Below are 24,691 nucleotides of genomic sequence, written 5' to 3' on the forward strand. Positions count from 1 at the left end.
GGTTGATTTTGGCCAAAAGTGAACCGTCCTATAGTTAGGACGGCACAGTTAATACCTGTATGTTAGCCTATGATACAAAATGGGTATTAGTGTATGTCCCATCTTAAAATTATAGAAAAAAATGTCTGTTTTGTGATTTAAGTCTTCGTTCGACAAGAACATGAGGTTCAGGATAATGACTTCTGCTCATCAGCTCCAGCTCCTGATCAGTGATATTGTGCTTGACTACGACAAAATGGTACATGATTTCATGCACTACATTTGCTTGAAGGGTCTTTAGTATTTCTAGTTCTTCAGTTTCGTAAAGCGGATCTTCATAAGGGTGTTGATAGAATAACTCCATCCGCAGCAACCGATAATCGAAGGGTGGTGCGGGTACAGGGTAGTCTGGAATAGCTGGGCATACTGGACCGGATGGGGGTTGGAAGAAGGATCCTGTAAAATGCCGGGGGGTATATTCGTCAAACTTCTGCTTAAAGGAAGGGTTGGACATATGGGCAAAGCTGTGGGCATAGGGTGCTAGAATGCAAATAACTGCTTTATGGATGCTAATTCTGTGAATTTCCGCCATGGCTGCGAATAAATTGTCCACATAAGGCAGTACACGGCTAGCCATAACAAACTCAGCGCTATTGTCAGGGAGAGGAATCTCTTGGCAAATATCACAGACAATATCTACAACAGGACCCGCGATCCGATCGATCCCGAGATAACCTGCTTCCTTATTAGATCCACAGCCGATATCGATTTTCAAGGGGCTCACTCCTTTGGGATAAATCAGGCTCACACTATTGTATTAATACCGCTGTAGCCTGCATCCGACGGATGCCTAATAGAGGCTGGAAGTTATCTAAAATTACTTCATATGAAACTTTCATAGAGTGGTTAACGTTATAAGAGTATACTTATGAAGATGACTTTGAAAATAATCGCCACATAGAGGAGGCACTCAACATGAAAAAACAACGTTCATTACCCGCCATAGCAGCGATTGCTGCCTTAACATTTGCCTTAACCGCTTGCGGTGGGAATAATTCGGCACAGACTTCAGGAGAACCGACTGCAACACCTTCTCCAACTCCAACCGAGAGCGCAAGCACAGCTGAGCCTACAGAAGCTCCAAGCACTCCCGTACCCACTGAGAACCCAAGTACAGCCACACCAACCGAAAATCCGAGCACAGCTAAACCTAGTTCTACTCCAAAAGCTGAAGGTAAAACAATAAAAATGACGGCCGTTTATATCGGACAAATAGATAGTCATTCCGTTGAGATTGCGACAAAAGAAGGTCCAACCGCTTTTGAGATTTCAGCTGGAATGGAGAGTATACTTGATACTTTGAATTCAGATGATTCCGTAGTTATTGAATACGTGGAAAAAGCAGTGGAGGGCGATCCGTCCGTCAAGCAACGTGTGCTGACAAAGCTGGCTCTAGCAAAATAATTGAATGTATTGATTTGCAAGTAGAGGGTGTCTCAGCAATCATATAGTGGTTGCTGGGACACCTCGTATTTTTTAAGCATAGTTCTTGCTCAAAACACTAGACTTTGTTTGATCAATCACAGTCCGCATACCTAGCTGCATCATTATGGATCTAGCAGCCCCACTAACGGAACTAGTAGCACCACTATGGATATAGCAACCCCACTAACGGAACTAGTAGCACCACTATGGATCTAGCAGCCCCACTAACGGAACTAGCAGCACCACTATGGATCTAGCAGCCCCACTATTGGATCTAGCAGCCCCACTATGGATCTAGTAGCCCCACTATGGATCTAGCAGCACACTAACGGAACTAGTAGCCCCACTATGGATCTAGCAGCACCACTATGGATCTAGTAGCCCCACTATTGGATCTAGCAGCACACTAACGGAACTAGTAGCCCCACTATGGATCTAGCAGCCCCACTAACGGATCTAGTAACCTCTATATTGGACTCAGCATTATCGGACCCAGCAGCCCTTAAACGCAGCTTTTCCCTACATTTAATTCGCTATCGGACCCCATAGCAGTTATTTCTATGAAAATCGCTCAATATGATCCTTTTTTAATGCAATAGCGTCACTGGGGTCCGAAACTGTGCTCCAAAGGCGAAAAAAACGTAAATAACGTCATCTGAGTCCGTGAGCCGCGGATGACGGGGAAAACTCAGCATTATCGGACCCAGCAGCCCTTAAACGCAGCTTTTCCCCACTTTTGATTAGCTATCGGACCCCATAGCAGCTATTGCCATAAAAACCGCCCAATAGGATCCTTTTTCGATGCAATAGCGTCACTGGGGTCCGAAACTGTGCTCCAAAGGCGAAAAAAACGTAAATAACGTCATCTGAGTCCGCAAGCCGCGGATGAGGGATAGGATCCAGCATTATCGGAATTATCATCATCGGAATCAGTATTATCGGACCCATCAGCTCTTAAACGCAGCTTTTCCCCACATTTGATTCGCTATCGGACCCCATCGCAGCTATTGCCATAAAAAGAGCCCAATATAATCCTTTTTCGATGCAATAGCGACACTGGGGTCCGAAACTGTGCTCCAAAGGCGAAAAAAACGTAAATAACGTCATTTGAGTCCGTGAGCCGCAGATGAAGATGAGGACTCCCCAATGCAGATTTTAGATTCATACATAAATAAAGGTATCCCCACAACTCGCTCAAAGTTGTTGGGATACCCTTTTTAATGAAGTTAGCATTTTTAAAAGAAGCTTAAAGCGTTCCAGCATTGACTAGGAAGGTTGTAATAAGCAGCATAAAGAGTAAGATAATAACACCATTGACTATCGTGCCAATAATGCCAAACACCTTGCGGCGTTTCCGAATGGAAAGCCCAATGATGCCGATGACTACACCGATTACATTAAGAGCAGCCAGAATAATAACCGTTAATCCTAGAAGCATTATGAATTGCGAGGACTGGCTTAATAGTTCGGAATTCTCATTAACCAATGAAGAAGACTTCATTATAATAGAGATAAAGATGGCTGCATAGCCGATGATCGACACGAGACAGATAATGAACGAAGCAATACCAGGTCCAGAATGTTGAAGATCATGTTCTACTTTTTGATGCGTAGATGATAAATCAGCGCTTGGGTAATCCGGATGAGGGTTGGGATTTCCCACCTCTGCCGCAGGTACGTCTGATTTTGACAGAGAATTTAAGTCCATGGTTTGCACTCCTTGAGAGATTAGAATGAAAATGTTGTTAATATCCACTTTTTCATATTGATGCTAAAAAAGCAACCCCTGAATGAGGCAAATTTAAAAATGACTGCTGGAAATAGGAACTGGCATTACGTTATGATAGAATGAGTCTAAAATTAAGGGGGTGTAATCATTTGCAACGGAAATTTATGGCCTGGGGGGCTGTGCTAGCAATGCTGGCAGTAGGAATTGGTGCTTTCGGTGCCCATCTACTAAAACCAGTGATCAGTGAAGACTATATGAAGGTATATGAGACTGGTGTGCAGTATCACTTGGTACATGCACTGGGGGTAATTCTCATCGCACTGGCTGTGGGCCAATGGGGCGAAAGTGTCCGATTACGTTGGGCGGGCCGATTGTTAATTGCAGGTACCATTTTGTTCTCTGGCAGTTTGTATGTTCTGAGTATCTCCGGAATTAAGGTGCTAGGAGCGATTACACCTATCGGTGGGGTATGCTTTATAATTGGCTGGTTATGCCTTGCGATAGAGGGATTTTCACGTAAAACGTCGTCTTAGTTGTTAAAAAAAAAAGAAAGACCAATAAGCACCTGTTCCCCAATGAGGGAGGGTGCTTATTTGCTTGTAACGCATGCGCTTACAGAAACTCGTCGATTTCATTTAGATTAAAGCTGTACACCTGCTTCTCATCCACATGGTAGACACTTATAGAGTTGGCTGCTTCATCAAAGTTTAAAATACGACAGGGCATGGACACTTGTTTCCCGTACCGGTTCGCTCGTAAACGTACCAATTGATTATTCTGAATATACTGACGAATCTTCCCGTATGCATCAGCTGGCGTCTCAATGGCCGTTTGCTGTGCAGGCGTTTCTGCCTGTTTTTTTATCGGTGTATCCAGCTGCTTCTTCGTAGATTTTGGAGGCAGCTTTAATGAAATGGGAGGAGCAGAGTTTTGATTCAAAGCTAGTTTAGCGGAGCGTAGCAAGCTGTCAATGGTTCTCCCTAATTCAAGACCGGAGTTAATGTTGAAATCTGTGATATGGTCATTATTGTTCAACATTTCGAGCAGAAATTGCAGTGCAAGCGGGTTGGTACGGGCATTAATCAGGATGTCGACGTTAAATAAATAATTGCCGTCTGTGCGTTGTAGTTTCTCGTCCATAAATCCCCCAGCTTTTCGTTTAGAACATCTCTGAATGGTTACAGGAATGTAATTAACTATAACATTAAACATGCAATATTCATATACCCAGGACTACTGGAATAGGGACTATTATACTGCATTTTATACTAGGCATAGGACTACCGTCAGCACACCCACAGGAAAATTAGCATACATATACAACGTGGATAGTGAAAAAAAGGAGGTGCTGCTATTGGTTACTATGGAGCCTATTACAGTAGGTGAACATACGCTGATCGGGGTAGAGGTTAAGCTTCCCAAAACTACACTGCTCTCCATCAGCACGAACCGAGGTTATATTATGTGCGGTGCACTGGATGTCGGTCTCCTCAATGAAACACTTAGTGATCGGCATATCATCGCAGCTCGTGCGGTGGGTGTACGGACGCTTGCCCAGCTTTTAGCTGCCCCGTTGGAGTCTGTAACGATAGAAGCAGAGAGTCTTGGCATCGTACCAGGTATGACGGGTGCGGAAGCGTTACTTCTTATGGTCTGACCGGAAAATTTAACAATTCCAAACAAACGGGGCTTAGGCCCTTTTTGTTTGTGTGCAAGTATTCACATTTAAGCATAATCGGGTGTGTCTTTGCTCATGCTAGTACAAATAAAGGTGTTATGGAAGGCTTCTCCTTGTTTCGTATTACAGGTAAAAGGGTAAATTAAGAATAGACAAGTTACTACCGGACGAAGGAAATAGTAACCGGTAAATATAATGGATAAGGTAGGGATCATCTCATGGCTAAAGCATCGAATAAAGTAAATACAACTTCACTGGAACAGATCATGAATCGTCAGGTTGCTAACTTAAATGTCCTGTACGTAAAAATTCATAACTTTCATTGGTACGTCAAAGGAGAACAGTTTTTCTCCCTTCATGTGAAATTTGAGGAATTATATAATGAAGTAACCCTTCATATGGATGAAGTAGCAGAACGCTTGCTAACCATCAAAGGCAGTCCGGCAGCAACATTGAAAGAATATTTGGAATTAGCTACAATTCAAGAAGCTACAGGTAAGGAAGATACACGGGGAATGGTTCAGTCTCTGATTGAAGACTTCGCCACCATCTCTGAAGAGCTGACAGAAGGCATCGAGCTTGCCGAAGAAACCAAGGATCAGCCAACCTCAGATATGTTCATTAAAATCCGTAGTGATCTGGAGAAACACCAATGGATGCTACGTTCATTTCTTAGCTAATCATTAAGCAGTTTGAATAAGGCTTCCTGCGGGAAGTCTTATTTTTGCGTTAGTCTTATACTTAATGAAAATCTTCTCTGAGTCACAAGTGATTAGCTAAAGAGAAATTTGTAAAAAAACAAGGTTTGATATAAAATTAGTGAGAATCATTGATAATCATTGTGATTCAATTTATAATAATTATAATGTGATAGAAAATCTAATTGTGCTGGGAATCAGGATTATCCTGTTTCAATACAACTTTTGATTTCGCAAATCGATCAATGGAGGGAATAATATTATGGCAGCAGAATTTGTCATTGAGGGTCTTAAAGCGACGATTGAGGGAAAAGAAATTTTGAAGGGGATTAACCTTCAAATGAAAGGTGGCGAAATTCACGCCATCATGGGACCAAACGGTACAGGTAAAAGTACTTTGGCTTCGGCGCTAATGGGTCATCCTAAATACGAAGTAACTGATGGAACTGCGACTCTTGATGGTGAAGATCTTCTGGAGATGGCTGTTGATGAACGCGCACGTGCAGGTCTTTTCCTGGCAATGCAATATCCAAGCGAAATCTCTGGAGTAACTAACTCCGACTTCTTGCGTTCTGCCATCAATTCCCGTCGTGAAGAGGGAAGCGAAATCTCGTTGATTCGTTTTATTCGCCAAATGGAAGCAAAGATGAAAGAACTAGATATGAACCCTGAGTTTTTACACCGTTACTTGAACGAAGGCTTCTCCGGTGGTGAGAAGAAACGTAATGAAATTCTACAAATGATGATGCTGGATCCAAAAATCGTGATCTTGGACGAAATTGACTCCGGTCTTGATATTGATGCTTTGAAAATTGTAGCTGAAGGCGTAAACTCCATGCGGAGCGAAGAACGCGGCTTCTTAGTTATTACCCACTATCAACGTCTTTTGAACTACATCAAACCTGATTATGTTCACGTTATGATGCAAGGTAGAATCGTGAAATCCGGTGGTCCAGAGCTTGCACAGCGTCTGGAAGCAGAGGGTTATGAATGGATTAAAGAAGAACTTGGAATTGAAGATGAAACTGTAGGGCAAGAAGCGTAAGAAACGCCAGGAAGGAGGAGACCACTATGACGACACAGACCATTCTTCCGGTGGATGCCGAACGCTTGAGCGAATTATCGCACAGCAGCGGCGAACCGGGTTGGCTGAAAGAAAGCCGCTTGAAGGCACTAGAATTGGCAGCTACTCTGACACTGCCTAAATTAGAGAAGACACGGATTGATCGTTGGAATGTCAATAATTATGGTAGCTATAAAGCAAGTGAACCTTTTGCTTCGCTAAGTGATGCACCTGCATCTATTTCTTCCTTGATCAAGGATCAGGAGGAAGGCAGCCTGATTATTCAACGCAACTCTGGTGCAGTATATACACGTATCGCTCCTGAGCTTGCAGAACAGGGTGTTATTTTTACAGATCTACAGACAGCTGTTAAAGAACACGGAGATTTGGTTCAACGTTACTTGCATAAAGCCATTCAGCCAGACGAACATTCTATCGCAGCGCTTCATGCTGCATTGTGGAATGGTGGAGTATTCCTCTATGTTCCTAAGAATGTTGTTATTGAAACTCCGCTTCAAGCAGTGCTGTTAACGGATGATGCGGAAGCTACTTTTGTTCCACACATTCTGGTCGTAGCTGATACTAACAGTTCCGTAACCTATGTAGATAACTACGTATCGGATAAAGAAGAAGCTGGACTACACAATGGTGCGGTAGAGGTATTCGTGGGCGCTGGCGCTAAAGTTCGTTATGCTACAGTGCATCAGCTTGGTGTAGATACTACAGATGTAACTTATCGCCGGGCTGTTGTTGAGAATGACGGAGTCATCGAATGGATCGTTGGTGAGATGAACTACGGAGATACTGCGAGTGATACCAAGTCTGTGCTTAAAGGCAACGGTTCTAGCTCCGATGCTAAAGTAATTGCAGTAGGTACGGGATCACAGAAACTGAATTACACCACTCAAGCTCAGCATTTTGGCAAAAGCACACCAAGTGACATGATCACTCGTGCAGTTATGCGTGATTCTGCTACTTCTATCATCAACGGAATCACCAAGATTGAGAAAGGTGCTACTAGAGCGGACGGCCAGCAAACGGAAAAAGTATTGATGCTGAGTCCAAAAGCCCGTGGTGACGCCAATCCGATCCTGCTTATTGATGAAGATGATGTTACAGCCGGCCATGCCGCTTCCGTAGGTCAGGTCAATCACGAGCAAGTCTTTTACCTAATGTCCCGCGGAATTACACGGCATGATGCAGAGACTCTGATCATCTACGGCTTCTTGGCTCCTGTTGTGTCACAAATTCCACTGGAGGGACTGCGCAATCAGCTCCAATCTCTTGTGGAAAGGAAGTTAGTGCAATGATTAGCAACGCCATCCGGGAGCAATTTCCCATACTGAACCAAAATGTGAACGGACATCCACTGGTCTATCTGGACAGTGCTGCTACTTCACAGAAGCCTCGGAAAGTAATTGAGGCGGTCAAGTCGTATTATGAGTGGGATAACGCCAACGTACACCGTGGCGTCCATACTTTAGGCAGCCGAGCAACCGATGCCTACGAGGGAGCCCGGGAGAAGCTAGCTAAGTTTATTAACGCCCGCAGCACTAAAGAAATTATCTTTACACGCGGAACAACTACAGCCTTAAATCTTGTGGCCTCTTCTTACGGACCCTCTGCTGTGGGTGAAGGCGACGAAATCGTCATCACCTTAATGGAGCATCATAGTAATCTGATTCCATGGCAGCAGCTCGCTAAGAAGACAGGTGCTACATTAAAATATATACCGTTGCAACCTGATGGAACGGTTACGTTGGAAGCTGCCGAGCAGACGATTACGGATAAAACCAAAATCGTTGCTATCGCTTATGTATCCAACGTTATGGGAGTAACTCATCCTATTAAAGAGCTTGCGGCTATTGCTCATCGTCATGGTGCAGTAATTGTCGTAGATGGTGCACAAAGCACACCACATATGAAGGTCGATGTGCAGGATCTGGATTGTGATTTCTATGCACTATCTGGTCATAAAATGCTCGCACCCACCGGAATTGGCGCTTTGTATGGCAAGAGAGCACTTCTCGAAGCCATGGAGCCCGTCGAATTCGGTGGCGAGATGATCGATGATGTGGGTCTTTATGAATCCACATGGAAAGAACTGCCTTGGAAGTTTGAAGGCGGTACGCCGATCATAGCTGGTGCTGTTGGTCTAGGTGCAGCCATTGATTTCTTACAAGAAATCGGTTTGGATGAGATACACCGCCATGAGAAAGCTCTTGCAGCGTATGCAGAGCAACGTCTGTCAGAGATCGAGGGTCTGAACATTTATGGTCCTCGAAATCGTGAAGTCGGCGTTGTCACCTTTAATCTGGGTGACGTTCACCCGCATGATGTCGCTACAGTGCTAGATGCGGAAGGCATTGCCATCCGCGCCGGGCATCACTGCTGTCAGCCGCTGATGCGCTGGCTGGAAGCCAGCTCTACAGCACGTGCAAGCTTTTATCTTTATAATAACGAGCAGGATGTAGATCGACTGGTGGACGCTTTAATCAAGACAAAGGAGTACTTCAGCTATGAACTTGGATGACTTATACAGACGCGTAATTATGGATCATTATAAAAGTCCTCGAAATCGCGGTTCATTTGAAGATGATGCTCTAAAAATTGAACTGAATAACCCAACCTGTGGTGACCGGATTACTCTTCAGCTTAAGGTAGAGGATGGAATCGTAAAGGATGCCCGTTATAATGGTGAAGGCTGTTCGATCAGTATGTCATCGGCTTCGATGATGACTGAGGCGATCAAAGGACAAACGGTTGAACGTGCGCTTGAACTGGCTGATAACTTCTCCTTACTGATGAAGGGTGAAGACGTGGATTTTGGAGATTACGAAGACATTGAAGCCCTTTCGGGTGTGAATAAATTCCCTGCGCGGATCAAATGCGCAACACTGGCTTGGAACGCACTTCGTAAAGGAATTGACGAAGAAGAGCAACATAAATAACAGTAGAACAAGGAGGCTGACACCATGGCTAAGAAAGCGCCTGATATGGAAGAATACCAGTACGGGTTCCGTGATGAGCATAAATCGATATTCCAGTCTGGTAAAGGTTTGACGGCCGAAATTGTTAAAGAAATTTCAGCAATCAAAAATGAACCACAGTGGATGCTTGACTTCCGCTTGAAATCTTTGGAGCAGTTCCGTAAAATGCCAATGCCAACATGGGGCGGCAATATGGATGATTTGGACTTCGAGGATATTCAATACTATGTAAGACCTTCAGAGAAGCAAGGGAAGACTTGGGAAGAAGTTCCTTCCGAAATCAAAGAAACCTTTGATAAGCTGGGGATTCCGGAAGCGGAACAGAAGTTCCTCGCCGGCGTTTCGGCACAATATGAATCTGAGGTAGTCTATCACAGCATGCAGAAGAGCCTTGAAGATCAAGGGGTTATTTTTACAGATACCGACACTGCATTGCGTGAGCACCCAGAGCTTCTGAAAAAATATTTCGGGACGATCATCCCTCCAACCGATAATAAGTTTGCCGCACTTAACAGTGCAGTTTGGTCAGGCGGCAGCTTCATCTATGTTCCTAAAGGTGTGAAATGTGAAGTTCCTTTGCAGGCTTACTTCCGTATTAACTCTGAGAACATGGGACAATTCGAACGTACTTTGATCCTTGCTGATGAAGACAGCTTTGTGCACTACGTAGAAGGATGTACTGCTCCAATCTATAGCACGAACTCTCTGCACAGTGCGGTTGTTGAAATCTTGTGTATGAAGAACGCCCGCGTTCGTTATACCACAATCCAGAACTGGGCTCCAAACATCTACAACCTCGTTACGAAACGTGCGGTTGCAGAAGAGAATGCTACTATGGAATGGGTCGATGGTAACATCGGTTCCAAGCTGACCATGAAATACCCTGCGGTTGTTCTTAAAGGCCGTGGTGCTAAAGGTTCAGTACTATCCATCGCGGTAGCAGGTAAAGACCAGCATCAGGATGCGGGTGCCAAGATGATCCATTTGGCTCCAGATACAACATCCACCATTGTATCGAAATCCATCAGTAAACATGGCGGTAAAGTAACTTACCGTGGTCTAGCTTCCTTCGGCCGTCAAGCAGAAGGTGCGAAATCGAACATTAAATGTGATACGCTGATTTTGGATAATGAGTCCACTTCGGATACTATTCCTTACAATGAAATCATGAACGATAACATCGTTCTTGAGCATGAAGCAACCGTGTCTAAAGTTTCTGAGGAGCAACTGTTCTACCTGATGAGCCGTGGCCTCACAGAAGCAGAAGCGACTCAAATGATCATCATGGGCTTCATCGAGCCGTTCACAAAAGAACTGCCGATGGAATATGCGGTCGAAATGAACCGTCTGATCAAGTTCGAGATGGAAGGTTCTATCGGCTAATAAGAGCGCTTATGAATGGAGGCTTGTCCTCCCAACGCTTATATTTCTTCAAAGCATCCGTAGATATTTTTCTACGGATGCTTTTTTATTGGCACAATTGAAAAAATCCCCGAATGCTCCGGGGACACACCTTTAATATTTTTAATTATCCATTTCCGGCAACGGCAATTCCACTGAAGGATCTGGCTCCCAGAGATGCCGTTCTAATTGCTGATGCTACAATGGTGTATTGGATCTGGCCGGTAAGCACATCGGTCGAAGGCGGATAGTCGACAGCGGTTATTCCAACCATTTCATATTGGGTCGTTGTATTATTAATGTTTCCGGGGTAGGTTGTACTAAAAATTAATATATTATTGCGGTAAATACTAAAAGTAACATCATTCTGAACTATAATGCTGACATCAACACTAAGTCTGGCAAAAGCATTCAATGTGACTCTCACTAAACCTGCATTGGCAGGGGTAACATTTACTGTCTGAAGTCCAATGTCACCGAAAATTGCACTTGAACGAACTAAATTAAGACTTTGTGAATCCATAGTACTGTCCTGTGAGATCCGCATATCAAGAAACTGTATACTCATCCAATTCACCTAACCTCTCATTGTTGATTTTACATTTTATGAGAGAAAGAATAGAATGGCGCCAAATCATTGGCGGTTTTTTTATATATATAGTAAAGGCTACTGTTTTACCAGATCATTCACTTCTTTACTAAAAGCCTCTGAATATTGATTGAATTTACCTGCATCAAGTTTTAAGCTGTTATCGTTTGCTTTTGGAGGTGTCTCCTGGATCTGTTTATATAAAAGATCAATTTCTGGGGAAAGCTTGGCCCATATTTTTTTTATAGAATCATACTTTGTATCTAACTCATTCATATATGTATCGTATTCTTTTTTCTCTTCTATGGCTTTGCCAAGCTGTTCGATCGTAAAGTCAATGTCCATGCTCGCTCCTGTACTGCTTGTACCACTTCTAGTGTATGAGATAACATCTACAAACCCCACATTCCAAATGTCAGCAATAACAAAATTGCTTATTTCTCTTAGCATTTTTTCAGGTGAGGGTGCTGTATCAGTTTTTGAGGAGATTTCTCCGAAATTAAACAAGTTTTTAGATTCGTTGATCGCAGTGTTTGCGTCCGTAGGGTTAATGTTATTTGTATTGCTACACCCTGAAAGAAGGATAATGGCGATAATACAAGATAAAACAAGCTGCTTTTTCAATATAGTTCCCCTCCATAATATAAGTAAAAAGTGTTGTATTACTATATTACGGTAAATTGTGGTAAAAGTTTTACATCTGAAGCAAATTTAAGACGGCGAAAAAGTGAACTCTTCGTAACCCGGAATAAATTCCAATAATTATGCAAAAAACCGAATAAAGGTCCTCCTAATATTACACGATGATTACAATAATCATGTAGATTCTTAATTCATCAGGATTAAGGAGGAAACACGAGCATTTTAAGATAACGAGGGTCCTTTATATCATGTAGATGCTGCTTTTTTCCGAAATAACCGCAAAAACGCGCAATTCTCCCCTTTGCCGCATTAAATTATGGATGATACACTGCTTAAAGTCACTAAATTGTAAGCGCTAAAAAAAGCTAGCTTACGATGTAACATTTGCTTTATACAAAAAAATGCTTACTAAGTAAGCCTTAAGGAGGAGAGATATGGATGTTCTCAGGCAACTGCGCGGTTATTATCGGGAGAAGCTGCATTTTCTGATTCTTTCGATTATATGTTTGGCCGCTGCAACTGCAGTGGGGCTGATTACCCCCAATTTGTTAAGAAAGCTGATCGATGATGTTATTGTGCCACTTAAGTTTACAGAGGTGCCAGTGCTCGCATTGAGCGTGTTAGCTGTAGTAATAGTAAAAGCATGCCTGCAGTTTGCACATGGATTTTTTGGAGGACGGCTAGGTAACTTTCTTGCATACCGGCTGCGTAATGCTTGTTATGAGAAGCTGCAATTCCTATCTTTCCGTTATTATGATACCGCGAAAACGGGAGATTTGATGTCCCGGCTAACCGGAGATTTGGAAGCGATTCGTAACTTTATCGGTTTCGGTTTTGCTCAGCTGCTGAATGTCTTTTTTATGGTCATTTTTGGTTCGATTATGATGTTCTCACTCAATTGGCAGCTTACTCTAGTAACTTTGATTACGATGCCCATCCTGGCGTTTATTGCGCTAAAATTCGAGTCTAAGATTCACCCGGCCTTTCAAGAGATGCGTCTTGCACTCAGTTCTCTGACAACGGCTGTACAGGAGAATATCACGGGTGTGCGCACCGTCAAATCATTTGCGAGAGAGGCTCATGAAGTAGAGAAATTCTCACACCGCAACGAACGTTATAAGAATAACCAGATTTTTGCCGCTGAGCTCTGGAGTAAGTTTTTTCCGGCGATGGAGTTTTTAGCATCGATCAGTGCAGCTATTCTGCTTGGAGTAGGCGGAACGTTAGTTATTAAGGGGAAAATGTCACTAGGCGAACTGGTTGCTTTTTTCAGCTTAATTTGGTACATCATTGGACCGATTTGGGGTCTTGGATTCCATATTAATAACTATACACAGTCCAAAGCATCGGGAGAACGTGTATTGGAAGTACTTAATCAGAATATTGATGTGAAGGATAAAGAGAACGCCCGTGAACTGGTACCTTCTGAGGTTAAAGGAGATGTAGCGTTTAATCACGTCACATTTGCTTATGGGAACAAAATGCCTGCGGTTACAGACATTGATTTTGAGGCCAAATCTGGTGCGGTTATAGGGTTCCTTGGAGGTACGGGCTCTGGTAAATCGACCATTACACAGCTGATGATGCGTGCTTATGACGTTAATGAAGGCAGCATCACACTGGATGGGATGGACATCAGAGAATACAATGTTCGCAGCTTGCGTTCACAGATCGCGACGGTCTTTCAGGAGACCTTCCTGTTCTCCTCCTCAATTCGCAACAACATCTCCTATGGGTTGAAGAATGTAAGCATGGAAGAAATTATCCGAGCTGCACAACTTGCCAAAGCCCATGATTTCATCATGGAGATGGAAGACGGTTATGACACTGTGGTGGGTGAGCGCGGAATGGGTCTTTCCGGTGGACAAAAGCAACGGATTGCCATCGCTAGAGCCCTGCTTAAGAATCCGCGGATTCTTATCCTCGATGATGCGACCAGCGCTGTCGATATGGAGACGGAGCACGAGATTCAAGCCGGATTCCAAGAGGTCATGAAGGGGCGCACTACACTTATTATTGCCCATCGGATCTCCTCCTTGCGCCATGCGGATCAAATTATCGTCATGAACGAAGGTCATGTACAGCAGCGTGGTACCCATAAAGAGCTAATTGAAGTGCCGGGTCCTTATCAGGATGTATACCGGATACAGTATGCTGATTATCTGGCCAGAGCGACCGGAAGAGGGGAGGAGTGAGGCATATGAAACTTGAAGCCAAACCAATGACCGCTACGGGAGCAAAAAATAAAGCAGCCGAGCAGCAAGAGCTGGATGAACGTTTTGTATACAAAGATGATGATGTCATCGATAAGGCTTTTGACTGGAAGCAATTCACCAGACTGTTCGGGTACATGAAGCCTTATGCAAAGCAGATGCTTCCATTGGTGTCCATCATGATGATTCTGGGAACCATCACGAAGTTGACCGTCCCGTTCCTAACAAGTTTAGCGATTGACCGTGCGATTGCGCCAAAGGTGGGGAATCCCAGCTTATCACTGCTTTATTCGCTTACAGCAGGGGTAATCGTCTTATATCTGATTCAATGGATTGCGGGAGTGTACCGGATTAAATATACGAACATCATAGGCCAAAGAGTGATTTATGATTTGCGCTCAGATTTGTTCAAGCATATTCAGAAGCTCTCCTTTAACTTCTTTGATAAACGTCCGGCAGGCTCGGTATTAGTACGGGTAACCAATGATATCAACTCTCTGCAGGATCTGTTCACAAACGGGGTTGTCAATCTGATGATTGACTGCGTGCAGCTTATGGGGATTACCATTATTCTGCTAGTGATTAACTGGAAGCTAGGTCTTGCAGTAATGGTTACGGTTCCGATTATGTTCTTTGTTTCAACTAAGCTGCGCCAAAAGATTCGGATCGCTTGGCAGGATGTGCGGATGAAGAACTCCAGAATTAATTCTCATTTAAATGAATCGATTCAGGGAATCAGAGTCACACAAGCCTACACCCAAGAACAAGAAAATATGAATTATTTCGATGTTATGAATACCGACAGCAAAAAATCCTGGAACAAAGCCTCTGCGATGAACCAGGCGTTCGGTCCGATTATTGAGGTCACAGGTGGTTTTGGAACAATGATCCTCTTTTGGCTGGGGGCTTATCTGATCCAATCTGGAGAACTCACAGTAGGTATGCTGGTAGCATTCAGTTCTTATGTCAGCAACTTCTGGGACCCGATTAATCGCCTTGGGCAGATGTACAATCAGCTGCTTGTGGCAATGGCTTCCTCGGAACGGATCTTTGAATATTTGGATGAGCAACCGGCGGTGCAAGATAATCCTGGTGCTAAGCCAATGGGAACGATTCGTGGGGATATTAACTTTGAAAAGGTCATTTTTGAATATGAAAAAGGCCGGGCTGCACTAAAAGGTATTGATCTGGATGTAAAAGCAGGACAGTCGATCGCGCTCGTAGGTCATACAGGTTCTGGTAAAAGTACGATCATTAACCTGATTGGCCGGTTCTATGATATTAAGAGCGGCCGAATCACGATAGACGGTGAAGATATCCGCGGGGTTACGTTAGACAGCCTGCGAAGGCAGATCGGAATCGTGCTGCAAGATACCTTTATTTTCTCGGGAACGATTCGGGATAATATCCGTTTTGGCCGTCTGGAGGCTACAGATGAAGAAGTGGAAAATGCCGCAAAAGCCGTGGATGCCCATGACTTTATCATGAAGCTGCCCGGAGGGTATGAGACTGAGGTGGAAGAGCGCGGCAGCGCGTTGTCGATGGGACAACGTCAGCTGCTCTCCTTCGCCCGGGCGCTTTTGGCAAATCCGCGGATACTAATCCTGGATGAGGCAACTGCCAGCATTGATACGGAGACGGAGCTGAAGATCCAGGAGGCACTCAAAATCCTGCTTCAAGGCCGAACCTCCTTTATCGTAGCGCACAGACTCTCTACCATCCGTCATGCGGATAAAATAGTCGTCCTCGATCACGGAGAGATTAAAGAAGAAGGAAACCATCATGAGTTGACATCCCGTGATGGGGTATACAACGGTCTGATCGAAGCGCAATTCCGCTTCCTATAGACCGACAGAACAGAACAGAACAGAACAGAAGAGAACACGACAGAACACAACAACAGCTCATTCCCTTTGCTTAGGCAAATGGGGGTGAGCTGTTTTTATAGGGATATAGGATGTAGAAAATAATGGTTGGTAGATCAGAGAAGAACGGAAGAACGGAAGAACGGAAGAACGGAAGAACGGAAGAACGGAAGAACGGAAGAACGGAAGAACGGAAGAACGGAAGAACGGAAGAACGAAAGAACGGAAGAACGGAAGAACGGCAGAACAGCAGAACGGCAGAACAGCAGAACGGCAGAATGTCAGAACGGAAGAACAGCAGAACAGCAGAACGGCAGAATGTCAGAACGGAAGAACAGCAGAACAGCAGAATGGCAGAATGGAAGAACGGAAGAACGGAAGAACGGCAGAACAGCAGGACGGCAGAAAATAATATAGCAGGGTAAGATTTCTATTCAGTTACTTAGGGCGTTTGGATACCCTGCCCGTCACACGCAGCTCAAACATTTGTGCACAAATATCTTGATGCCATTGTAGATCAGCTGTCTGTTCCGCTAATAGGATTTCATTTTGTAATCGGGCCATCTCATAGCAGTAGGTAGCGTTAATTTGCAGGCACTGCTGTTGCTCCGTTTCCTCAGCAGCAGTAAGCTGCCGTCTACGGCTTAGGGTGAACAACTCGGCAAGGCGTTCATGGACAGGAAGCATGCTTTTTTCCTCCTACAGCATTTTAAAACCACATATTAGTCTCGCCATGAGAAGAGAAATTCAAACGTTACGTCAGATAATGAAATTGAGGGGCCTTACTATGTTGAGGGTAGAAGGAACTATCTTCGAAGTCAGAAGGAAACAATAGAGGTGAGAGAGGTGAGAGAGGTGAGAGAGGTGAGAGAGGTGAAAATCGAGGAATGTTTAGGAGTAATCTGGAAACCAATCTTTAGTTGCAGTTTGTACAATAGAAACCATCATTCTCGTTATAAAAATACTGTTAATTGCACTTTGTGCAGCTATTTTCGAGAAATGTGCTTATAAAGAGCATTTTCCTTAATTCTAGTTGCACAAAGTACAACTAAATCACAATTCAGCTCGCTAGACGTGGATTTAGTTGCACAAAGTACAACTAAATCACAATTCAGCTCGCTAGACGTGGATTTAGTTGCACAAAGTACAACTAAATCACAATTCAGCTCGCAAGACGTGGATTTAGTTGCACAAAGTACAACTAAATCACAATTCAGCTCGCAAGACGTGGATTAGTTGCACAAAGTACAACTAAATCACAATTCAGCTCGCAAGACGTGGATACTGTTGCACAAAGTACAACTAAATCACAATTCAGCCTGGTAGACGTGGGTTCTGTTGCACAAAGTACAACTAAAAAATCCCCCATAGTTAAACCGGGGGATCGGCAGCTCTTAACCTTCTGCTAAGCAACGCAGGACCTCAAGAAACGCCCTAGTCCATGTAGATTTCCACAATCGTAACGTTACGTTCGCGGGCTAGATCGACAAATAATCCATCGATCTTTACCAGCGGACGGAAAATATCAACTGGATTGTTCATGATAATCACACCTGTATCCCCCGTGTTCAGTAACACACGCTTGCCGATAAAGTTGGGCATTAAATGTTGTATAAAGGCTTGAACCGTTCTGCCGTTCAGCTTACCAAAGCTGAGGTCATTTAGTTCACGTAGGACAGAAATAAGCTCTTGCTTGGACTGATAGACGCGTTTAGAAGTCATCGCACTATAGATGTCAGCTACAGCAGCAATTTGCGCATAAGGATGAATCTCGGATTTGGTTAGCTTATTAGGATAGCCAGAGCCGTCCTCACGTTCATGATGCTGTAGGGCTGCCAAAGCTGTATGTGAGTCATCCATCGAATTGCGGATAATTTCGTAGCCGTACTTAGTATGTAGTTTAACTTCTTCGAATTCTTCCGCGGTTAATTTCCCAGGTTTATTTAATAGAGCAGGTGAGATTCTACATTTTCCAATATCAATTAAATATCCAGCTCGTCCAATCTCATAGCATTCTTGTTTGGAATACCCAAGCCAGATTGCAATATAATAAGAGAGCATACCTACCTGCAAAGAGTGGTTGTAGGTATAATTATCTTCGCGATCGAGCAGAAGCAGCAGGGAGACTACATCCTTTTGCTTGTCCAACGATTGAAGTGAAGGCTGAAGAATGTCGTTAACCACGGATTGGTTAAAGCTTCCTTTTAATAGTGCTTCCATATAAAGATTCTCAAAGCCGTCAATCATGGTATCAAAACTAGTGGTCACCGTCTGAATAATTGAAGGTCTGCTTAATGGGGCAGGTTCTTCCACTAACGTCTGGATATCAACATAATCAACTCCATGCTGCATCAGCTTGGCGATATCATCTATCTGGAGCAGCGATCCCTTTGGTAATACATGCAGACCTCTTGAACTATAAGCGTCTGAGTTGAGGTGATTACCAGGTTTTAGATCCGAGACGTGTACTCTCAATGCCTATGCCACCTTTTATCCGATTTTATCCAGAATATCAACAAAGTGCAGATTTTTCAATGAAAAAGGAGTGAAGATTAATTGTGGAGGGAATCGGCAGCCTTTTGTTCAGAGCCTACCCAGTGCTGGCCTGATTCATTGATGTCTTTTTTCCAGATAGGGACGGTCTGTTTCAGCAGTTCAATGGCCCGACGACTAGCCTCGTAACAGGTATCGCGATGAGGGGTGGAGACAGCAATGATAACGCTTGCTTCCTTAAGACCAACAAGCCCAATGCGGTGGGAAATCGCGCAGCGTGCATTCCAGCGATTCTGTACCTCATCACCAATTTCTTTCAGCTTATTTAAGGCCATAGGAATATAGGCTTCATAGTCTAATGCTGTTGTGCGTTGTTCTCCGGTCATTTCGCGTGTAGTTCCTACAAATAATAGGGATGCTCCATGATTGGCATCGAGGACGGCATCCAGAAGCTTCTCAGCATTTAATGGCAGATCCGTTATGCTATAGAGGCCGTCAGGAGTGCTCTCATATAAAGAACCATTCTCTCCCCCGGAAACGGGAGGGATTAATGCAACTTCGGCAGACTCGGTGATGAGGGCTTCATCAGGTGCATATTCCCGGTCAATAGCGACCAAAGAAGTTCCAATTAGGGATGCTGCATCCGGATAAGAGGTTGAAAGGAGTTCTTTTAACTTCCCAGCGGTTAAGGGATTCTCCGTCGCATGAAAGGTCAGAGAAGATGAACCGATAATCTCAGCCAAACCCGCGAACAGGCGGATTGTGATATGCATACTTATTCACCTCTGAAATATGTTGTAATGTCTACAATATACCATAATGAGCCTGAAAATGTTATGCTAGGCTCTATAAGATCATGCATCGGCTGCTTCATTAAAGAGCGGCTCAACAGGTAGGAGGAATGTTGCTAATGGGGCATGTGCCGCAAAGACTGACCATACTTCATACCAATGATATACATAGCCATTTCGAAATGGTGAGTCCATTGGCAGCAGAAATCGAGAGACAAAGAGCTGCAGCGGGAGAAGAGCCTGTGCTGCTGCTGGATATTGGCGATCATATGGATCGTGCAGCCGTCGAGACAGAAGGAACTATGGGTCAGGCTAACATCGATGTACTTAACTTAACAGGATATGATGCTGTAACCATCGGTAATAATGAGGGGTTAACATTCTCACAGGAGATGTTATCCTCTATTTTCTCCGGGTTACAGTGTCCAGTGGTATGCTGTAATTTTGTGGAGACTGCAACAGGGGAACCTCCCCACTGGATGAAGCGTCATGCCATCTTGGAGAAGGACGGAATCAGAATAGGAGTGACTGGAGCGACAGCGGCATTTACTTCGTTTTATTCCTTGCTGGGCTGGGATGCTCTGGATCCCGAGACAACCCTTCGGGAACAATGCCTTCTTCTAGCTCCTCAGGTGGACATTCTAATCATCCTTTCTCATTTGGGGCTTCCCGCAGATCGAATTCTGGCAGAGCGGCTGGAAGGTGTGCATGCTATTCTAGGTGGACATACACATCATATGCTGGAAGAACCGCTCATGATTAACGGAACAGCTGTATGTGGAGCCGGGAAATTCGGGCGTTACCTCGGGCGGCTTCAATTTGAGCGGAGAGAGGGACAACCTGGATTTAGCCTGGTGGCGGGTGAATGTATTCCGATTGACCCAGGACTGAAGGAAGAGATTGTAGGTCCTGCCGCTACTATTCATTTGGAGCGTGGTCGTGAGGCTCTTCAGCAGACCGTTGCGATCACAGATCGTGAGCTTCCTTTGAATTTGCAGGGAGAATCCCCTTTTGGCAATCTTTTAGCCCAAGCTGTACGTAGATTTACAGGCACTAGTTTGTCGATAGTTAACACAGGTCAGCTTCTAGGACCTTTGCCTGAAGGGGAGGTTACAGCGGGAATGCTGCACGCCCTATGTCCTTCTCCCATTAACACCTGCGTAATCAAGCTGAAAGGCCTAGATATTCGCATAGCTTTGGAGCAGAGTCTTACTGAAGAATTTTATAATAAGGTGATTTTTGGGTATGGCTTTCGCGGGAATTATCTGGGCAGCTTAGCAGTAGATGGGATAAAAATCTTGTACGATCCGCAGAAGATACCGTATGATAACAATATTGCAGTTTTTGTCGAAGGAAACCCGCTGGAGGATGATAAAGAGTATAATGTTGGTACGCTGGACATGTTTACTTTCCGTGCAGGCTATGAGACGATCGCCAATGGGAAGGATCCTGTATTTTTGCTGCCTCATTTTTTACGCGACCTGCTTGGGATGGAATTGCAGCGTCCGGACAGTCTTGATGAATGTATGCTCACTCGGTGGGAGATCAAGTCTGAGTAAACCTGCAGCTCACAAGATATACTTTTTGATTCCATTTAAACAGTGCTAGATTCCCGAAAAATAGGAGGAGATTATGGACACGATTACAGCTATTATTTTAGCAATTGTCGAAGGGATCACTGAATTTATTCCTGTTTCTTCTACAGGACACATGATCTTGACCTCGAAGCTTCTGGGCTTTGAGGAGCAGGATTCGATTATGAAGACTTATGAAATCGTTATTCAGCTAGGGGCAATATTGGCGATTGCGCTTGTTTACCGCGAGCGTGTGCTTAATTTGCTGGGCATTGGGCGTAAGAACTCAGGAAGAGGCGGTGTGATGCCGGCGTCTCGTTTGAACTTAATCCATGTAATACTTGGGATTGCCCCAGCACTAGCTGTGGCATTTTTTGCCCGCGATTTTATAAAAAGTCTCTTTGGAGCCACGACTGTTCTTTGGGCGCTTGTCGCCGGCGGGATTCTAATGATTATCGCAGAATGGGTAAACAGACGCAAAATTAGAATTACAGCGCATGAGCTGGACGATCTTTCTTACGGACAGGCGCTGGCTATCGGGATGTATCAGATTATTTCAGTGCTGTGGCCAGGATTTTCCCGTTCGGGATCTACGATCTCCGGAGGGATGTTAAGTGGGGTTAGTTATAAAGCGTCTGCGGATTTCTCCTTCCTTATAGCCATTCCTATTATGTGTGCGGCTTCCGGATATGAAATGTTGGATTCTTATAAGAACTTCACTAGTGAGACGATTGGCTATTTTGTAATTGGATTTCTGATTTCTTTTGTAGTGGCTTATGTAGTGGTTATTTTGTTTATGAAATTGATTCAAAAGATTAGATTGACGCATTTCGCGATCTACAGATTTATTCTTGCTGCTATATTCTGGTTGTTTATTATGCGTTAATGCCCATAGGCAAAGACCTAGACACACCCGATGTTCTTCATGGTGCACCTGTCTGATCTCTACATAAACGGTATAGACAAAGCGTGTGACCCAAGGATTTCAAAACAGAATAGCATTTTACCGTTAAAGGCAGGAGTGAGCTAAGTGCGTTTAGTATCCGTGAATCAGCTTCAAGCAGGCATGAAATTAGGTAAAAAAATATATAATGATGAAGGTCTAACTCTCCTCGCGGATGGGGTGGAGCTTACTGATGCATTGATCAAGAGGCTTTCAAGAATTGACATCGGTTATATTTACATAGAGGACTCTGTCACGGACGATGTTGAGATTATAGGTATGCTTCAAGATGAGACACGTAATCAGGCACTGAAGGTGATTCGTAATCAGTTTCAGCAAATGACAGGCGCTTCAGGAATAAGCAAGGGATTCTACCATCTGGATAAAAAATTCTCAAAGATCATGGATAGCATCCTGGATGATTTGTCTTTACAAGAAGATCCGATGATCATGCTGCTTGATATGCACACCGCTGATAACTACTTGTACGTCCATTCCCTGAATGTCTGCTTGTACACTTTGGTGCTTGGCATTGCGCATGGGTACAGCAAAGAGGAGCTTCGAGTGATTGGTCTGGGTGCGCTGCTGCATGATATTGGCAAGACCCAAGTCCCGATAAAAATCATTCAAAAACCCGGTAAGCTCAGTGAAGATGAATTTCGCCATATGCAGGCACACACCGAGATCGGGTATCAGATTCTCAAGGAAGAACCGAATATCCCGCTGCTCGCGGCTCATTGTGCGCTTCAGCATCATGAACGCATTGACGGATCCGGATATCCGCGGGGATTAAAAGGGCCTCAAATTCATGAATATGCCAAATGGTTGGGCGTGGCTGATTCCTACGATGCCATGACCTCCAACCGGGTCTACAAAAAGGCTATGCTGCCACATCAAGCCGTTGAGGCGCTTTATGTAGGTTCTGGTACATTGTATGAGCAGAAGCAGCTAGAGTTATTTAGAGATCGTGTGGCTATCTATCCTCTTGGTCTTACGGTGAAGCTCAGTACGGGTGAAAGTGGAGTTGTTGTCAAAATAGACCCAAGTACGCCTCACAGACCGATTGTACGTGTGCTTACAGGGCCTGAAGGAGAGAAAGTCGTACCGTTCGAAAGGGATCTAGGAAAAGCCCTCTCCGTTGTTATCGTTGACGTCGCAGATCAAGGCGATTCTGTGGGAACGCCAAAATATTTATCATAGCAGCGAAGAGAGAAGATTAGGCTTGTCCGCATAACTCGCGGAAGCCTATTTTTCGTCTCGCTGCTATTATTTTTTACAGTGAAAAAGCTTGTAAGGACAGTCTGAAAGACATCCGAAGTGCAGTTTTTCTGACTAACGTGGTATGATATAGGATAAGACACCGTTCAATCTTCATGATTATGGGTTAATAATAGGAATAAGATTTAAAGGAGCTAGTACAAATGAATGTTTTAAGACCATTAACATCTTCACCGAAGGAGCTGTCGCCAAGCTACGATCCGTGGGATCCCATTACTTCTTTACGTAAGCATGGACGCCATGTGCTAACGAGTGTGGAATTCACAGTAACCAATTTATGTAATATGCGGTGTGAACACTGTGCGGTAGGTGATAGTTTAACCTCTAGAGAAGGGGATATGCTGCCGCTTAAAAATATGTTGGACCGTTTAGATGAAGTAGAGCATCTGGAGACGATTAGTATTACCGGCGGAGAGCCTATGTTCTTGGCTGGAACGGTGGATAATATCATAGTGCCGCTCTTAAAGTATGCCAAAGAGCGGGGGATTAGATCGCAAATTAATTCTAATCTGACGATGCCGTATGCTCGATATGAAAAGCTGCTTCCGTATTTGGACGTTATGCATATTTCTTTTAATTATGTGAACGGAGACGATTTTCATGAAGTTGGTTTTGCCAACAGCGGGCATGCAGTTTCAAAAGAAAGTGCATATCGGTTATATAATGCAATGATTGAGAATTCTCGACGGCTAAGTGAGGATGGTATGCTAATTTCTGCGGAAACTATGATTAATTACCGTACACATACTAAGCTGCCTGAAATTCATAAGTTGATTCTCGATATGGGCGCCAAACGGCATGAGGTACATCCTATGTACAACTCCAGTTTTGCTTCGGCTTTGCCAGTGTTGTCCTTGAATGAAATGCGGACGGCAATCCATAAACTACTGGATACCCGTGATCCGGAGATTTGGATGCTGTTTGGGACCCTTCCGTTTTTTGCTTGCAGCTTCCTGGAAGAAGATCAGAAGCTGATAAGCAGAATGCGCGCCGAGAAGAATGTTACCCTTCGCAATGATCCGGATGGCCGGAATCGAGTGAACGTAAACATGTTTACTGGCGATGTTTTTGTTACAGATTTCGCTGATATCGCAGCCTTTGGCAACATCGAGAACCAAAAGCTGGATGATATATTTATCGATTGGCAGACTAAACACCCGCTGAACCAAAAGGTGAACTGCCACTGCGATGCAGCAGGCTGCTGCGGACCTAATCTGTTAGTGGCTGATATGTATTATCCGGAAGTTGACTTCAAAACTAGAAAAGCGATCAATCTGTAG

General features: G+C 44.1%; 24 protein-coding genes. 16 read left to right on the forward strand and 8 right to left on the reverse strand.

Annotated elements, in window-relative coordinates; genetic code table 11:
- Nucleotides 1–109 precede the first annotated feature (109 nt).
- Nucleotides 110–754, reverse strand: coding sequence for a methyltransferase domain-containing protein (locus NST58_RS09585; protein ID WP_339247502.1), 645 nt, complete (start codon nucleotides 752–754; stop codon nucleotides 110–112).
- 200 nt (nucleotides 755–954) lie between these two features.
- On the opposite strand from NST58_RS09585, the gene NST58_RS09590 reads away from it, so the two are divergent.
- Nucleotides 955–1,443 (forward strand): hypothetical protein, encoded by a 489-nt coding sequence (locus tag NST58_RS09590; protein WP_036684361.1) that lies wholly within the window; start codon nucleotides 955–957, stop codon nucleotides 1,441–1,443.
- A gap of 1,267 nt (nucleotides 1,444–2,710) precedes the next feature.
- Here NST58_RS09590 and NST58_RS09595 read toward each other — a convergent pair.
- Nucleotides 2,711–3,172: a hypothetical protein gene (locus NST58_RS09595; RefSeq protein WP_076124771.1), complete on the reverse strand. Its 462-nt coding sequence runs from the start codon at nucleotides 3,170–3,172 to the stop codon at nucleotides 2,711–2,713.
- A 170-nt stretch (nucleotides 3,173–3,342) separates the two neighbouring features.
- On the opposite strand from NST58_RS09595, the gene NST58_RS09600 reads away from it, so the two are divergent.
- Entirely contained in the window at nucleotides 3,343–3,726 is a 384-nt protein-coding gene (locus NST58_RS09600; RefSeq protein WP_076124773.1) for a DUF423 domain-containing protein, read from the forward strand.
- A 79-nt stretch (nucleotides 3,727–3,805) separates the two neighbouring features.
- On the opposite strand, the gene NST58_RS09605 is transcribed toward NST58_RS09600, so the two are convergent.
- Nucleotides 3,806–4,333, reverse strand: coding sequence for a hypothetical protein (locus tag NST58_RS09605; RefSeq protein WP_036684355.1), 528 nt, complete (start codon nucleotides 4,331–4,333; stop codon nucleotides 3,806–3,808).
- Between the two features lie 214 nt (nucleotides 4,334–4,547).
- Between NST58_RS09605 and NST58_RS09610 the strand changes: the two genes are divergently transcribed.
- The 7 genes from NST58_RS09610 (at nucleotide 4,548) to sufB (ending at nucleotide 11,005) form a co-directional block, all read left to right on the forward strand.
- Nucleotides 4,548–4,850 carry a DUF1805 domain-containing protein gene (locus NST58_RS09610; RefSeq protein WP_036684352.1) on the forward strand — a complete coding sequence of 101 codons (303 nt, stop codon included), beginning with the start codon at nucleotides 4,548–4,550 and terminating at the stop codon, nucleotides 4,848–4,850.
- 239 nt (nucleotides 4,851–5,089) lie between these two features.
- A complete protein-coding gene (locus NST58_RS09615) occupies nucleotides 5,090–5,551 on the forward strand; it encodes a Dps family protein (RefSeq protein WP_036684350.1) in 462 nt (153 codons plus the stop codon).
- A gap of 280 nt (nucleotides 5,552–5,831) precedes the next feature.
- A complete protein-coding gene (gene sufC, locus NST58_RS09620; RefSeq protein WP_036684347.1) occupies nucleotides 5,832–6,614 on the forward strand; it encodes a Fe-S cluster assembly ATPase SufC in 783 nt (260 codons plus the stop codon).
- 26 nt (nucleotides 6,615–6,640) lie between these two features.
- Nucleotides 6,641–7,942, forward strand: a complete 1,302-nt coding sequence (sufD, locus tag NST58_RS09625) for a Fe-S cluster assembly protein SufD (RefSeq protein ID WP_036684344.1) — start codon at nucleotides 6,641–6,643, stop codon at nucleotides 7,940–7,942.
- Nucleotides 7,939–9,165, forward strand: a complete 1,227-nt coding sequence (locus NST58_RS09630; RefSeq protein ID WP_076219340.1) for a cysteine desulfurase — start codon at nucleotides 7,939–7,941, stop codon at nucleotides 9,163–9,165. The genes sufD and NST58_RS09630 overlap by 4 nt, the downstream gene beginning before the upstream one ends.
- Entirely contained in the window at nucleotides 9,152–9,583 is a 432-nt protein-coding gene (gene sufU / locus NST58_RS09635; RefSeq protein ID WP_036684339.1) for a Fe-S cluster assembly sulfur transfer protein SufU, read from the forward strand. Before NST58_RS09630 ends, sufU begins: the two co-directional genes overlap by 14 nt.
- Nucleotides 9,584–9,607: 24 nt before the next feature.
- Nucleotides 9,608–11,005 (forward strand): Fe-S cluster assembly protein SufB, encoded by a 1,398-nt coding sequence (sufB, locus tag NST58_RS09640; RefSeq protein WP_036684335.1) that lies wholly within the window; start codon nucleotides 9,608–9,610, stop codon nucleotides 11,003–11,005.
- A gap of 145 nt (nucleotides 11,006–11,150) precedes the next feature.
- On the opposite strand, the gene NST58_RS09645 is transcribed toward sufB, so the two are convergent.
- Nucleotides 11,151–11,591, reverse strand: coding sequence for a hypothetical protein (locus NST58_RS09645; RefSeq protein WP_076124776.1), 441 nt, complete (start codon nucleotides 11,589–11,591; stop codon nucleotides 11,151–11,153).
- 99 nt (nucleotides 11,592–11,690) lie between these two features.
- A complete protein-coding gene (locus tag NST58_RS09650; protein WP_076124778.1) occupies nucleotides 11,691–12,236 on the reverse strand; it encodes a hypothetical protein in 546 nt (181 codons plus the stop codon).
- Between the two features lie 452 nt (nucleotides 12,237–12,688).
- On the opposite strand from NST58_RS09650, the gene NST58_RS09655 reads away from it, so the two are divergent.
- The 3 genes from NST58_RS09655 (at nucleotide 12,689) to NST58_RS09665 (ending at nucleotide 16,757) form a co-directional block, all read left to right on the forward strand.
- A complete protein-coding gene (locus NST58_RS09655) occupies nucleotides 12,689–14,449 on the forward strand; it encodes an ABC transporter ATP-binding protein (protein WP_036684103.1) in 1,761 nt (586 codons plus the stop codon).
- Nucleotides 14,450–14,475: 26 nt separating this feature from the next.
- The gene (locus tag NST58_RS09660) at nucleotides 14,476–16,314 is read left to right on the forward strand and encodes an ABC transporter ATP-binding protein (RefSeq protein WP_036684176.1); all 1,839 of its coding nucleotides are present in this window, start codon (nucleotides 14,476–14,478) and stop codon (nucleotides 16,312–16,314) included.
- 122 nt (nucleotides 16,315–16,436) lie between these two features.
- On the forward strand, nucleotides 16,437–16,757 hold the full coding sequence (locus NST58_RS09665) for a hypothetical protein (RefSeq protein WP_339247506.1): 321 nt from the start codon (nucleotides 16,437–16,439) through the stop codon (nucleotides 16,755–16,757).
- A 13-nt stretch (nucleotides 16,758–16,770) separates the two neighbouring features.
- On the opposite strand, the gene NST58_RS09670 is transcribed toward NST58_RS09665, so the two are convergent.
- From NST58_RS09670 to NST58_RS09680, 3 genes are all read right to left on the reverse strand, one after another.
- Nucleotides 16,771–17,019 (reverse strand): hypothetical protein, encoded by a 249-nt coding sequence (locus tag NST58_RS09670; protein ID WP_076124783.1) that lies wholly within the window; start codon nucleotides 17,017–17,019, stop codon nucleotides 16,771–16,773.
- 747 nt (nucleotides 17,020–17,766) lie between these two features.
- Nucleotides 17,767–18,807, reverse strand: a complete 1,041-nt coding sequence (locus NST58_RS09675; RefSeq protein ID WP_076219643.1) for an HD-GYP domain-containing protein — start codon at nucleotides 18,805–18,807, stop codon at nucleotides 17,767–17,769.
- Between the two features lie 77 nt (nucleotides 18,808–18,884).
- Nucleotides 18,885–19,598 (reverse strand): molybdenum cofactor biosynthesis protein MoaE, encoded by a 714-nt coding sequence (locus NST58_RS09680; RefSeq protein WP_076187089.1) that lies wholly within the window; start codon nucleotides 19,596–19,598, stop codon nucleotides 18,885–18,887.
- Between the two features lie 137 nt (nucleotides 19,599–19,735).
- Here NST58_RS09680 and NST58_RS09685 point away from each other — a divergent pair, with 137 nt between their 5' ends.
- The 4 genes from NST58_RS09685 to yfkAB all read left to right on the forward strand — a co-directional run bounded on the left by NST58_RS09685 (nucleotide 19,736) and on the right by yfkAB (nucleotide 24,691).
- Nucleotides 19,736–21,175, forward strand: coding sequence for a bifunctional UDP-sugar hydrolase/5'-nucleotidase (locus NST58_RS09685; protein ID WP_339172671.1), 1,440 nt, complete (start codon nucleotides 19,736–19,738; stop codon nucleotides 21,173–21,175).
- A gap of 73 nt (nucleotides 21,176–21,248) precedes the next feature.
- On the forward strand, nucleotides 21,249–22,076 hold the full coding sequence (locus tag NST58_RS09690; protein ID WP_339247510.1) for an undecaprenyl-diphosphate phosphatase: 828 nt from the start codon (nucleotides 21,249–21,251) through the stop codon (nucleotides 22,074–22,076).
- Between the two features lie 144 nt (nucleotides 22,077–22,220).
- On the forward strand, nucleotides 22,221–23,333 hold the full coding sequence (locus NST58_RS09695; protein WP_076187093.1) for an HD-GYP domain-containing protein: 1,113 nt from the start codon (nucleotides 22,221–22,223) through the stop codon (nucleotides 23,331–23,333).
- Nucleotides 23,334–23,554: 221 nt separating this feature from the next.
- Nucleotides 23,555–24,691 carry a radical SAM/CxCxxxxC motif protein YfkAB gene (gene yfkAB / locus NST58_RS09700; RefSeq protein ID WP_036684078.1) on the forward strand — a complete coding sequence of 379 codons (1,137 nt, stop codon included), beginning with the start codon at nucleotides 23,555–23,557 and terminating at the stop codon, nucleotides 24,689–24,691.

This window comes from Paenibacillus sp. FSL R10-2796 (genome assembly GCF_037965315.1).
GTDB classification, from domain to species: Bacteria; Bacillota; Bacilli; order Paenibacillales; family Paenibacillaceae; genus Paenibacillus_AQ; species Paenibacillus_AQ odorifer.